General features: G+C 44.7%; 12 protein-coding genes and 1 riboswitch. Of the genes, 11 read left to right on the top strand and 1 reads right to left on the bottom strand.

From position 1 onward, the window contains the following. Positions 1-26 precede the first annotated feature (26 nt). From FS736_RS15260 to FS736_RS15300, 9 genes are all read left to right on the top strand, one after another. A complete protein-coding gene (locus tag FS736_RS15260) occupies positions 27-368 on the top strand; it encodes a metal-sensitive transcriptional regulator (RefSeq protein WP_144478777.1) in 342 nt (113 codons plus the stop codon). A 56-nt stretch (positions 369-424) separates the two neighbouring features. Next, positions 425-570: riboswitch (FMN riboswitch) on the top strand. 129 nt (positions 571-699) lie between these two features. Next, positions 700-1,782: a bifunctional diaminohydroxyphosphoribosylaminopyrimidine deaminase/5-amino-6-(5-phosphoribosylamino)uracil reductase RibD gene (ribD, locus tag FS736_RS15265; RefSeq protein ID WP_144478779.1), complete on the top strand. Its 1,083-nt coding sequence runs from the start codon at positions 700-702 to the stop codon at positions 1,780-1,782. A 12-nt stretch (positions 1,783-1,794) separates the two neighbouring features. After that, entirely contained in the window at positions 1,795-2,451 is a 657-nt protein-coding gene (gene ribE, locus FS736_RS15270; protein WP_144478781.1) for a riboflavin synthase, read from the top strand. An 11-nt stretch (positions 2,452-2,462) separates the two neighbouring features. After that, entirely contained in the window at positions 2,463-3,656 is a 1,194-nt protein-coding gene (locus FS736_RS15275) for a bifunctional 3,4-dihydroxy-2-butanone-4-phosphate synthase/GTP cyclohydrolase II (RefSeq protein ID WP_144478783.1), read from the top strand. A 42-nt stretch (positions 3,657-3,698) separates the two neighbouring features. Continuing rightward, on the top strand, positions 3,699-4,169 hold the full coding sequence (gene ribH, locus FS736_RS15280; protein WP_144478785.1) for a 6,7-dimethyl-8-ribityllumazine synthase: 471 nt from the start codon (positions 3,699-3,701) through the stop codon (positions 4,167-4,169). A 162-nt stretch (positions 4,170-4,331) separates the two neighbouring features. Further along, positions 4,332-5,729, top strand: coding sequence for a S1C family serine protease (locus FS736_RS15285; RefSeq protein WP_260983617.1), 1,398 nt, complete (start codon positions 4,332-4,334; stop codon positions 5,727-5,729). Between the two features lie 12 nt (positions 5,730-5,741). After that, positions 5,742-6,620 carry a peptidylprolyl isomerase gene (locus FS736_RS15290; RefSeq protein WP_144478787.1) on the top strand — a complete coding sequence of 293 codons (879 nt, stop codon included), beginning with the start codon at positions 5,742-5,744 and terminating at the stop codon, positions 6,618-6,620. A 277-nt stretch (positions 6,621-6,897) separates the two neighbouring features. Then, complete coding sequence (gene zupT / locus FS736_RS15295; protein WP_144478789.1) at positions 6,898-7,707, top strand: zinc transporter ZupT; 810 nt, start codon at positions 6,898-6,900, stop codon at positions 7,705-7,707. A gap of 261 nt (positions 7,708-7,968) precedes the next feature. Then, entirely contained in the window at positions 7,969-9,210 is a 1,242-nt protein-coding gene (locus FS736_RS15300) for a S8 family peptidase (protein ID WP_144478791.1), read from the top strand. A gap of 484 nt (positions 9,211-9,694) precedes the next feature. Here the strand turns inward: FS736_RS15300 and FS736_RS15305 are convergent, their stop codons facing one another. Continuing rightward, positions 9,695-10,813: a CAP domain-containing protein gene (locus tag FS736_RS15305; RefSeq protein ID WP_144478793.1), complete on the bottom strand. Its 1,119-nt coding sequence runs from the start codon at positions 10,811-10,813 to the stop codon at positions 9,695-9,697. 229 nt (positions 10,814-11,042) lie between these two features. Here FS736_RS15305 and FS736_RS15310 point away from each other — a divergent pair, with 229 nt between their 5' ends. Both FS736_RS15310 and kynU read left to right on the top strand, forming a co-directional pair. After that, positions 11,043-12,038, top strand: a complete 996-nt coding sequence (locus FS736_RS15310) for a hypothetical protein (protein ID WP_144478795.1) — start codon at positions 11,043-11,045, stop codon at positions 12,036-12,038. Between the two features lie 126 nt (positions 12,039-12,164). Further along, positions 12,165-13,451, top strand: a complete 1,287-nt coding sequence (kynU, locus tag FS736_RS15315) for a kynureninase (RefSeq protein ID WP_144478797.1) — start codon at positions 12,165-12,167, stop codon at positions 13,449-13,451. The last annotated feature ends 15 nt before the right edge of the window (positions 13,452-13,466 follow it).

A 13,466-nucleotide genomic window follows, 5' to 3' on the forward strand; every position in this document is an offset into this window, starting at 1 on the left:
TTAAAGATGTAAAAGGGGGTTTTTAGATGGACATTTTAGAGCCCGAAGTACACCCGGCTGAATGTGGTGACAGCTGCTGCTCTTCAGAGCGCAAAAGCCACCATTCTGAAAAAACGAAAAAGAATCTCGTCACGAGATTGAATCGGATAGAAGGACAAATACGCGGCATAAAAGGACTTATTGAAAGAGATACGTATTGTGATGACGTGATCACACAAATTTCTGCGACTCAGGCGGCATTGAACAGCGTGGCTAAGCTGCTGCTTGAAGGCCATATGAAATCATGTATCGTTGAACGGATTCAGGAAGGTGATAACGAAGTGATCGATGAACTGTTGACGACGATTGAGAAACTGATGAAAAAATAAAAGGTCATTTTGTTTTCTATTTATGAACATGTTCTGTATAATGTCACTAACTTAATATATTCCTTCGGGGTCGGGTGAAATTCCCAACCGGCGGTGATGAAGCATGTGCTTCTTAGTCCGTGACCCGGTTAACATTTGTTAAGCGGTGGATCTGGTGAAACTCCAGGGCCGACAGTTAAAGTCTGGATGGGAGAAGGAAAAAACGAGGATTAGAAACAAGGGAGCAGTATACCCTTTTTTTACCCTCTAGTTTGACATTGTCTTTTTTAGGACCCCGAAGCGCTTATGTTTCGGGGTCTTTTTATATTTTTTAAAAGAGGGAGGGATGAAAGTGAAGAATCAGGACTATATGGCCCTTGCCATCAATCTTGCAAAAGCAGCGGAAGGACAGACCTCCCCGAACCCCCAGGTTGGCGCTGTGCTTGTAAAAGAAGGGCAGGTTGTTGGCATGGGCGCGCATTTGAAGGCAGGTGAGCCGCATGCCGAGGTCCATGCCATCCGGATGGCAGGAGAGAAAGCGGATGGGGCGAGTCTTTACGTGACACTTGAGCCGTGCAGCCATTTCGGGAAGACTCCGCCATGTTCGAATCTTGTCATAGAGTCGGGCATCAAAAAGGTGTTTGTGGCTTCGGTTGACCCTAACCCGCTCGTTGGCGGAGCAGGAATCAAAAAGATGCGTGAGTCGGGAATTGAGGTAGAGGTTGGATTATTGGAGGAAGAAGCTATTGCTCTTAATAAGGTGTTTTTTCATTACATAAGCACAGGGCTTCCATATGTAACCTTGAAGTCAGCCACAAGCCTTGATGGCAAAGTCGCAACAGTGACCGGGGAGAGTAAATGGATCACCGGGGAGGAAGCGCGTAAGGATGTCCATCACTTCCGCCATACACAGGATGCCATTCTGGTTGGTGTCAACACCGTCATAACAGATAACCCAAGCCTTACGACCAGACTTGAATCTGGCGGGAAAAATCCCATCCGGGTGATTCTGGATTCCACCCTCAGGACCCCTTTCGATTCAGGGGTGATCCATGATCAAGCAGCTAAGACAATCATCGTGACAGGAGCGGGTGCTGAGCCTGAAAGGGCAAAACAATTTGAAGAACAAGGCATCGAAATCATCAAGCTTGAGACTGAGAAAGTCGGAATTAAAGAAATGCTGGAAAAACTGGGGGAGCGCGGCATTACTTCACTGTATGTTGAAGGCGGTGCCGAAGTCCACGGCAGTTTTTTAAGGGAGAAGGCTTTTCAGCGGGTGATTACCTATATTGCACCAAAGCTGATCGGCGGCAGAAATGCCCCGTCAGCATACGGAGGCGAAGGCATTGCCCGTCTGGAGGAAACAGTTCCCTTGAAGGTCATTGATGTAAAGCAAATCGGCCAGGATATCCGGATCATTGCTGAGCCGGTCTAGAGGGAGGTTAATATGTTTACAGGGATTATTGAGGAAATCGGGACCGTTGCAAATATCCAGCACAGCGGGGAATCTTTTGTGCTGACAATTGACGCGAAAAAAGTCCTGACAGATGTCCATCTTGGTGACAGTATTGCTGTCAACGGAGTATGCCTCACTGTCACGTCTTTTACAGAAAACAGATTTTCGGTAGATGTGATGCCGGAGACGGTAAAAGCCTCGAGCCTTAAAACCGTCAGGAGAGGCTCAAAGGTGAACCTGGAAAGAGCGATGGCAGCCGGAGGCCGGTTCGGCGGGCATTTTGTTGCCGGCCATGTGGATGGAGTCGGGGTCATCAAAGGGAAAACCCAAGTTGAAAACGCAGTGTATTATGAAATCCAGCTTGATCCCGAATTGCTGAAATACGTAATCATGAAAGGCTCCGTCGCAGTTGATGGTACAAGCCTGACTGTTTTCGGGATATCGGAAGACAGCCTGACATTGTCGCTGATACCGCTGACACTTTCTGACACAGTGCTTGGCTTCAAGGATAAAGGCGATATCGTCAATATAGAATGTGACATGATCGGCAAATATGTAGGTCACTTCTTGAGTAACCAGGTTCCAGCAGCTTCAAAAAGAGGAAGTAATATTACAGCCCAATTCTTAGAGGATAACGGGTTTATGTGAGGGTGATGAAAATGTTTGATCCGATTGAAGAGGCTATATATGAACTCATGCAAGGCAAAGTAGTCATCGTTTGTGATGATGAGGACAGGGAGAATGAAGGGGATTTTATCGCGCTGGCTGAGAAGGCAACGCCGGATGTCATCAACTTCATGGCGACGCATGGCCGGGGTTTGATCTGTGTTCCAATTGAAACAGAACTGGCACAAAGCCTTGACCTGATACCGATGGTTTCTCGCAACACTGATCCGCATGGTACTGCCTTTACCGTTAGTATCGACCATAAGTTCTCTACAACAGGGATTTCTGCGTTTGAGCGCTCGGCAACAGTACTCAGCATGCTTGATCCAGAGTCTAAGGCTGCCGATTTTAAACGTCCGGGCCACGTCTTTCCGCTTGTCGCCAAAAAAGGCGGCGTGTTAAGACGGGCTGGCCATACGGAGGCAGCGGTTGATCTGGCAAAAATGTGCGGCGCCAAGCCGGCTGGCGTTATTTGTGAAATCATGAATGAAGACGGCACCATGGCACGAGTGCCGCAGCTTCGCAAGATTGCAGACCAGTTCGATTTAAAAATGATCACCATCAAGGATCTTATCCAATACCGCAACCGTAAGGACAATCTGATTCAAAGAGAAGTTGAAATCAATCTCCCAACTGAATTCGGGATGTTCAAGGCTGTCGGTTATTCGAACGTCGTGGATGACAAGGAACATATTGCCCTTGTGAAAGGTGACATCGACCCGGATGAGCCGGTATTGGTCAGGGTTCACTCTGAGTGCCTGACCGGAGATGTATTCGGTTCGTACCGCTGTGATTGCGGGCCGCAGCTGCATGCCGCATTAACACAGATAAACGAAGAGGGGCGCGGCGTCCTTTTGTATTTGCGCCAGGAAGGCAGGGGTATCGGCCTGATGAACAAGCTGAGGGCTTATAAGCTGCAGGAAGAGGGCTACGATACTGTAGAGGCCAATGAAAAACTCGGCTTCGGTGCTGACCTTCGCGAATACGGGATCGGAGCACAGATTTTAAAAGACCTTGGCATCAAGCAAATGAAACTGCTCACGAACAATCCGAGGAAAATAAGAGGACTTAAGGGTTATGGCCTTGAAGTCGTCGACCGGGTGCCTATCCAGATGCCAGCAAGGGAAGAAAACGAAAACTACTTAAAAACAAAACACAGTAAATTAGGTCATTTACTAAAATTTTAAATCGAAAAAAACTAAATAACATCTATATATGGAGGAATTGTCATGAACAGAACTTTTGAAGGTAATTTAGTAGGAACGGGTCTTAAAATCGGAATCGTTGTTGGCCGATTCAACGAGTTCATAACAAGCAAGCTTTTGGGCGGTGCACAGGATGCGCTGAAGAGGCATGGTGTGGACGAAAGCAATGTCGATGTTGCCTGGGTTCCTGGTGCATTCGAAATCCCATTGGTGGCGCAAAAAATGGCAAAGAGCAATAAATATGATGCAGTCATCACTTTAGGAACCGTCATCCGCGGCTCCACTCCGCATTTTGACTATGTTTGCAATGAAGCTGCCAAAGGGGTATCAGCCGCGGCGATGAACTCAGGAGTCCCTGTCATCTTCGGTGTCCTGACGACCGATACAATCGAGCAGGCAATTGAACGCGCCGGAACGAAAGCAGGCAATAAAGGCTGGGACGCAGCGGCTTCGGCAATCGAAATGGCAAATTTGATGAAAAATATTGAAATGTAATCTTTTAAAGAAGCTGCAGGCTACCATGTCTGCAGCTTTTTTATGTGGCCACGACTAGCAAAGTCTTCCCAAACTTTTAAAATCCTCGCCTTAGTTTGTTAATAATTTGTTCATAATTTCTGGTTATGATGAAAACAAGTTAACAAACGAGGAGGAAATACCATGAAAGAGTTTGAGCAGCAATCCCGTTATGATGAATCGGAACCAGTCAACGAGCAGGAATCCCGGTACCATGAACCGGAACCGGTCAAGGAGCAGCAATCCAAGTATCATGAATCGGTAGCGGTCAAGGAGCAGGGATCCCGCTACCATGAATCGAAATCGGTCAACGAGCAGGAGTCCCGGTACCATGAACCCAAACCGGCCAATGATCAGCAACCCCGGTACCCTGTATCGGAACCGGTCAAAAAGTCCAATAAGTTCAAAAGCATTTTATCAACTGTCATGGCTGGAGTGGTCGGTTCGGCTATAACGCTTGCGGCTGTTAATTTTACCGAAACAGATGCTGGGCAAAAGGAGCAGGCCCAGACGGAAACAGCAGCAGAAAGCAGTTCAAATATTGTGACGACCCCTACATCTGCAAAAAGCTCAGGATCGATTGCCGATATCATTGAGGATTCCTCTAAATCGATTGTCGGTATCACCAATATTCAGCAGCAAAGCAATCCTTTTTCCCGCAGCCAGGGCAATGTTGAAACCGGTTCTGGTTCTGGGGTGATTTTCAAGAAAGAAGGGAATAATGCCTTTATCGTTACGAATAACCATGTCATTGAGGGTGCATCCAAGGTGGAGGTTTCCCTGTATAATGGCGAGAAGGTTGATGCGCAAGTGGTCGGAGCAGACGCGTTAACTGATTTGGCGGTTATTAAAATCGAGGCAGCCAAGGCGGCGGATGTCATCGAATTCGGTGATTCTTCAGCCTTAAGACCTGGCGACCAGGTACTGGCCATCGGAAACCCGCTCGGCCTGGACTTATCACGGACTGTCACTCAAGGAATCGTCAGTGCGGTTGACCGGTCCATCTCAGTGCCGACTTCTGCCGGGGAATGGGAAATGAATGTCATCCAGACCGACGCAGCAATTAACCCGGGGAACAGCGGCGGCGCATTGATCAATACAGATGGAAAAGTAATTGGAATCAATAGTTTAAAAATCTCGCAAAATGGAGTGGAAGGCCTTGGCTTTGCGATTCCGAGCCAGGAGGCACTGCCAATCGTCAACCAGCTGATTGAAACAGGAAAAGTTGAACGCCCTTATTTAGGTGTAAGTCTTGCTGATTTGGAGCAGATCCCTGAAATGTATCTCAAAAATCTGCCAGACAATGTGGACTCCGGTACGATGGTTACCAGCGTCGATCCAAATTCCGCAGCAGCCAAAGCAGGCCTTCAGGAACAAGATATCATCGTCGGCATCAATGATGCACAAGTGAAAAGTGCGAGTGACCTAAGGAGATATATGTATACCAAGCTTAATAAGGGTGACAGTGCACAGGTGAAAATTTACCGTGACGGCAAACAGCAAACTTTGAAAGTTGTGTTGTCTGCTTCAAGTGTTGAATAATGGAGGGAAATAATGATTGCTTATATGAAAAAGAATAAATTGATGCTGACTTTTGCCGTAATTACCTTAGCACTTCTCTTGATTTTTGCAACAGCTTTTTCAAAAACAGAGACAGCAGCGAGCGTCAACGGTGAAAAAATCACAAAGGATGAATTGAACACAAAATTAACGGAGATGTATGGCGCCGATACATTGGATTCACTGATCACCAATAAAGTGATTGAAATGGAAGCTGATAAGCAAAAGGTAAAAGTAACGGGAAATGAAATAGATGAAGAACTGACAAAACTCCAAGAATCCTATGGCGGTGAAGATGCTTTTGCAGCGGCACTTGAACAGAACAAAGTGTCAATCGACAGGATCAGGGAGGACATTCACATGTATCTCCTTGCTGAAAAAATGATTAAACCTTCTATCAAAGTGACGGAAGAAGAAATGAAAACATACTTCGAGGAAAATAAAGAAAGTTTTGATCAAAAAGAACAAGTAAAAGCAAGCCATATCTTAGTCGAAGATGAGGCAACGGCAAAGAAAGTCAAGAAAGAGCTGGACAGTGGCAAAGACTTTGCTGAATTAGCCAAAGAATATTCCACGGATGCAAGCAATGCAGCTAAAGGAGGAGACCTCGGCTATTTCGGAAAGGGAGAGATGGCGAAAGAATTCGAGGAAGCAGCCTTCGGAATGAAAGTGGGGGAAGTCAGTGCCCCGATAAAAACAGACTTTGGCTACCATATCATTAAAGTTGCCGATAAAAAAGCGGCAAAGACGGCGGTATTCGAGGATCATAAGAAAGAAATCAAGGAATCTTTATTCGACCAAAAAATCCAGACTGAATATCCAAACTGGCTTGAAAAGAAAAAGGCAGATTACAAAATTAAAAGAAATCTATAGTTTTGAAGGAACCTCTGCAGCTTTGCAGGGGTTTTTGTATTTTATTCTTGCAGAAGGAGTTTCTTATACGATAAAATGTTTACTTAAGGAAACTTTTTAGGGTAAATGCATATATTGTTAGGGTAAAGGGATTCTTGCATCTTGAAAGTTTACCAAAGGAAACATTTTAGTGTAAGACTATTTTTCGAACTGTTGAATGGATTCATTCAGGTAACAGACATAGACGATGAATTCCCGTTGGGTCAGCACAAATATCGATTTTAAAAGGAGAATATCAATGACAGAGGAGATTTTATTTGCTTTCGGTTTGACATTATTTGCAGGCCTTGCCACAGGAATTGGCAGTGTCCTTGCTTTTTTTACATCACGGACGAATACAAAATTCCTTTCGCTGGCTCTTGGATTTTCAGCCGGGGTCATGATCTATGTATCGATGATTGAAATCTTTGTCAAAGCCAAGGATGCTCTCGTTTCGGCGATGGGCGTGCAATTGGGAAACTGGGCGACCGTGGGCGGTTTTTTCGCGGGAATTGTATTGATTGCCTTAATTGATAAGTTCATACCGAAGCAGGGAAATCCTCATGAACTGAAGAAAGTTGAGGATATGAACATCTCCAATAAACCTTCCAACGACGCAGCTTTATTGAAAATGGGTACATTCACTGCGCTTGCGATTGGAATTCACAATTTTCCGGAGGGAATTGCAACCTTCACCTCCGCAATCCAGGATCCTGCATTAGGTGTTGCCATTGCGATTGCCATTGCCATCCATAACATTCCGGAGGGAATCGCCGTTTCCGTGCCAGTCTATTTCGCGACCGGAGATAAAAAGAAAGCTTTCAAGCTATCATTTTTGTCCGGGTTATCAGAGCCGATCGGCGCACTGGCGGCTTACCTGTTCCTGATGCCATTCTTGAACGATATTATGTTCGGCGTCATTTTTGCCGCGGTTGCCGGAATCATGGTCTTCATTTCACTTGATGAACTGTTGCCCGCCGCGAAAAAATACGATGAATCACACCTCGCGATTTATGGGGTGGTAGCCGGTATGGCGGTCATGGCTGTGAGTTTGTTGTTGTTTATATAAATTTGCAAGGGGATAATTTACTATTATTTTCCATTTGGAAAGAGTGGCTTGTAGCAAAAAGGCCACTCTTTTTAGTTCTTTCGATATTGGGAAAATTCAAAAATAGAACTTTGTGCATGAGACTTTTGTGTAAACGTGTATTTTTACCTGATTCGAAAGTCTCAAAAATGAATAGTTTAGCATATTGTTGTTATCAGAATATTTTAAATATAATAGATTTTGTAAAACCAGCAACACCATAAAATGCAGAGGAGTGGTTAGATGAAAAGAAGGAAAGCACTTGGAGCGGCACTACTAAGCATGACAATGGGCTTATCTTTATTCACGGCCGGGGCATTTGGCCAGGCACCAGAGGCACAGGATTCATACCGGGTATTAGTTCAGGGTCCTGCAGCTGAAAAGGCTAAGGCAAAAGATCAATACGGTACCAGATGGGATTTTGGGGCGAATGGTTTTACAACAACGGTTAATGCCAAGCAATACCAGGCACTTTTGAAAAATAAGAATCTAAAAGTAGAGACAGTTCAACAATTGCAGCTGGAAGCGAAGCCTGGCGCTGTGGCGCAAGCGTCACCTTCCGATCGGACTCCATGGGGAATGGAAGCAATCTATAATGATAGTAATCTTCAGGCTACATCTGGCGGCAATGGAATTAAGGTTGCAGTACTGGATACAGGAGTTAATATTAACCATAGTGATTTAACTGGAAGTGCAGAACAATGTAAGGATTTCACCAACCGAAGGACTGCCCTCGTGGATGGTTCTTGTACGGATAAGAACGGGCATGGTACCCATGTTGCCGGTACAGTACTTGCCCACGGTGGAACTGGCCTGGGAATTTACGGGGTAGCGCCTGAAGCAGACCTTTGGGCTTATAAGGTTCTGAATGACCAGGGCTCAGGCTATTCCGATGATATCGCAGGTGCGATTCAGCATGCTGCAGATCAAGCAGTCAGTACAAATTCAAAAGTTGTCATTTCGATGTCACTTGGATCCAGCAGCAAGAGCACACTAATTGCAGACGCTGTTGACTATGCATATGGAAAAGGTGTCCTGGTTGTTGCAGCAGCTGGAAACAGCGGCCCTAATGCAGATACAATCGGCTATCCGGGTGCCCTTGTTAACGCAGTTGCAGTCGCCGCACTTGAAAATGTCCAGGAAAACGGTACATACCGTGTCGCTGACTTCTCATCCCGCGGAAACCCTGCTACAGATGGTGACTTTGTCATCCAGGAGCGCGATGTAGAAGTTTCTGCTCCAGGAAGAGCAATTGAATCCACATGGTTTGATGGAACGTATAACACAATCAGCGGAACATCAATGGCGACTCCGCACGTTTCCGGATTGGCTGCGAAAATCTGGGCTGCTAACCCAAGCATGACTCACAAACAGCTTCGCGCTGAACTGCAGAACCGTGCCAAAGCGAATGATATCCTTGGTGGATCAGGTGCAGCATCAGGTGATGACTATGCATCAGGATTTGGATTCCCGCGTGTGAAGTAAATATATTGTGAAAAAACCGCTTAATAAATGAGTTGATTGAGCGGTTTTTTTGTGTAAATTGGAAGAAAATGCCCGGAATTTCCAGTTCGCCAATAAAATTAGATTTTCGCCAATAAATTAGTGGATTTCGCCAATAAAAAAATATTTTCGCCAATAAAATTTGAAAATCGCCAATAAAGTTGTGAAAACCGCCAATAAAATGATTCAAGCATGAAAAAGCGCCAGACATTGTATTGAAAATCAGTCTAAATCATGCCTCTTCATACGAAAAAAACGATATCGCAGGGACAATTTTTATTTATATAGCTAGTTTCTGATTAATATAGTGAGTTTCTGATTAATATAGCGACTTTTTTATTTATATAGCGACTTTCCGATTAATATAGCGACTTTTTCATTTATATAGCGAAAAATTCATTTTTATAGCGAATTGGAAATTATCCGCGACTTTTTCCAGCCAGCTGTATTACTTTATGACACGTTTTTAAAACTTCCTCTTACTATAAAAGTTCTCTGTAAAATAAGGTTCATGCTTCGGGCCAAATGCGACGCCGACACCAAGCAGTTTGAAGTCTGGTTTCAGGATATTCTCCCGGTGCCCGAGTGAGTTCATCAAGCCTTCATGGGCAAAGATGCTGCTGAATTGGCCGTATGCGAGATTTTCCCCTGCGACGGAAAAGGCGATATCGTCTTCAGCCATCCTGTCAAAAGGTGACTGGCCTTCAGGATTCGTGTGGCTGAAATATGAGTTCTCCGCCATATCGGCACTGTGCTTGCGCGCAGTCACCCTGACCGGATCGTCCCATGTGAGGATGCCTAAACCATGAACGACCCTGGATGCATTCGTCAAATCGAACAACTGGTATTCAAAACCTTCCTTCAAGGCATCACTTGCTTCCGTATAAAATCCCGCCTTACTTTGCTCCAGTTTTTCGCTGATAATCTGGATGGCTGTTACGTTATTATTCCTGTGTTTATCATAAAAAACAGTCACATAGCTGTCATCGATATTGTAGACGTCATAGTCCTGGTCCTTCTGGAACTGGTAATAGACAAGCCCTTTCCTGATTTCACCCAGTGGTTCCCCAAGTGTCTGGCGGACGGTTTCTTTCGGAACTCCATATTTGATGCCATTTTTGGCCGCAATCAGGTCCTGGTTGGTAAACAGAGCATTCACTGTTCCGTCATTGCTGTAGGAAACCATGGTGAAGTTCTGAAAATTTTCATGATAGGCATGCCACTCTGTTCCGTACTCATTCACGGAAACCCGTTTCGGAGCGCCGAGCTGTTTTTCAACTTCTCCCTTTACATCACCAACTCCAATATTGTGGATGGTGAATGTTACCTCAGAAGGTGTTTCCAGCTCTGGCTTTGATACTTTAGGCAAAATCTTCTCATCCTGTGTCAGTTCTTCTTTTTTCTCATTAACCTGCCAGATCAGCTGATTAATTCCACTATTGAGTTTCTCCAGCGCAGAAGCAAACTCCGGGTTTTCCTTTAGATTCTCTATTTCGTTTTTTATAGTCTCTTTATTTTCAGTAAGATATGGCCATGAAAAATAAGCCAAAGCCCCGATAATCAGAAGCGAAAATAAACGTCTCAAAACTGATGGTCACCATCCTTTATTCCTTATCCCCAATATACCCATTAATCCATAATTAAAAAGCATAACGGCAAAGGGAAATGTGAAACCTAATTAATTCAAACTGCCCAAAATGACCTATTTGTGAATAATTTCACAAAATGTTCATAACTCTGATGATCAAATCTGTAACTCAGACTGTATTATTACTATATCGATAGTGTTTACATTGCCACAGGAGGTTTTACTCATGAAAAAACTATTACAAATCATCATCGGGTTAGGATTCATTCTAACACCTTTATATACAAATGCTCACGTAAAATGGTTCACAGAGGTAGCACCAATGAAAGAAACCATTGAAAATATCTTATCTCCATTATTCATGGGCCTATCCTTACTGGCAGCAGTCGTTCTTGCTTCATTAACACTATTTATCCCCAAAATGGCCCAATGGCCGCTTATCAAAAAGTGGGATGATTTCCTTTCTGGTTTCAGGAAGTATTCAAGATATATTTTAAAATACGGAACGGCAGCAGCATTGATCATCCAGGTCACTAATGGCACCCTTTTCGCACCTGAATTCCATATTGACAGCACATTGATGACGATTTTAGTATGGGCGGCAATAGGCCTTCTTCTTGTGCCCCATCATATTGCAACAAAGTTCGGAGCATCACTTTTACTCATTTTATTCGTCATGGTCACTGTTAATCATGGCATTTTCTATATGCTTGACTACGGCTTTTATTTAGCGATCATTGGCGTGTTGCTTGTTGGCAAAACAAAGCTGGAAAAGGTAGGTTTCCCATTTTTGTATTTAGGCACAGGCCTCTCTCTTTGCTGGGTAGCTGTTGAAAAATGGGTGTACCCAACGATGTCGCTGGATATCGTCGCGAACCACCATGTGCCTACTTTTGGATTCGAACCAGCGGCCTTCATTGTCATGGCCGCCTTTGTCGAATTCGTCGTCGGTTATTTGCTGGTCGTCGGAATCCTGAACCGAGTTCTCGGATTTGTTGTCACTACCATCTTTATCCTGACAACTATGCTATTCGGATTCACAGAAGTCATCGGCCACTTCATGATCCATATCGTCCTGATCATTTTCATCATCGAAGGCGTTTCCTTCTACAATCCGCCAATCAAGCTGCACAAGACAAAAGTGGATCAATTTGTGTTTATATTCTTGAACTTCATTTTTGTTTTATCGGCATTTGTGCTGATTTATTATCGATTTGCTTAAGGACATGAAACAGCCGCAGAAATTGAGGCTGTTTTTCTTTTTGGGAATTATCAGACCATTTGTTGACGCTTGCTTCTGTTCTTTGTTACGATTTCTCTAGTTGCAAATGGGATGGGAGAGATGACGATGAGATCTTATGCTTTTGAACCTGGTGCACAATTTGCTGCACAGCTTGACAGCGGTGATTTACTAGCTCGTTTTCGAGATGAGTTTTACCTGAAGCCAGGTTCGATTTACCTTGACGGGAATTCGCTTGGGCTTTTATCAAAGCGGGCTGAACAAACTTTGCTGGAATCATTGGCTGACTGGCGCGAGCTTGGGATTGATGGCTGGATGGATGGTAAGCATCCGTGGTTCTATTTATCTGAAAAACTAGGAGAATTGACGGCTCCGCTTGTCGGTGCTTCAGCAGAAGAGGTAATTGTAAGCGGATCCACAACGATCAATTTGCATCAGCTGGTTGCTACTTTTTATAAACCTGAGGGTAAAAGAACGAAGATCCTCGCTGACGAATTGAATTTCCCTTCTGATATCTATGCGCTGCAAAGCCAGCTCAGGATCCATGGCTTTGATCCGGATACACATTTAATCAGAGTGAAAAGCAGGGATGGAAGATTCCTCGATGAGGACGATATCATTGAGGCGATGACGGAGGATATTGCGCTTGTTGTTCTGCCGACGGTTTTATACCGAAGTGGTCAAATCCTGGATATGGAAAGATTGACGAGAGCTGCACATGAACGAGGTATCCTGATCGGTTTCGATGGCTGCCATTCCATCGGTGCCATTCCGCATTCATTCTCGGATTGGGGAGTTGACTTTGCCTACTGGTGCAATTATAAGCATCTGAATGGAGGTCCCGGGGCAGTTGCCGGTCTTTTTGTGAATTCGAAGCATTTTGGAACAAAGCCGGGACTTGCTGGCTGGTTCGGTTCGAGGAAGGACAAACAATTTGATATGGAACATGTCCTGACTCCTGCTGAGAATGCGGGCGCCTACCAGATTGGGACGCCACATGTATTGAGCCTGGCACCTTTACTTGGTTCACTTGAAATGTTCGCCGAGGCTGGCATCGAGAATGTTCGTGAAAAATCATTAAAGATCAATCAATATCTTATGGATTTGATTCAGCATGAGCTGGGCGACGAAGGTTTTAATATTGGCAGTCCAGCAGAGGATTTCAAAAGAGGTGGCCACGTCAGCCTGGAGCACAAAGAAGCTGCCAGGATTTGCAAAGCTTTGAAGGAAAAAGGAATCATACCCGATTTCCGCGCTCCGAACATTGTCCGCCTCGCACCTGTGGCATTATATACTTCTTATAGTGACGTCTGGAATGCCGTCCAAATCTTAAAAGAAATTATGGATCATAAATTGTACGAGAAATTCAGCAATGAGCGCGGAGTCGTAGCCTAAGGGGGAAGCCGGGAA

Source organism: Cytobacillus oceanisediminis 2691 (assembly GCF_007678455.1).
In the GTDB taxonomy this organism is placed as follows: Bacteria; Bacillota; Bacilli; order Bacillales; family Cytobacillaceae; genus Mesobacillus; species Mesobacillus oceanisediminis_A.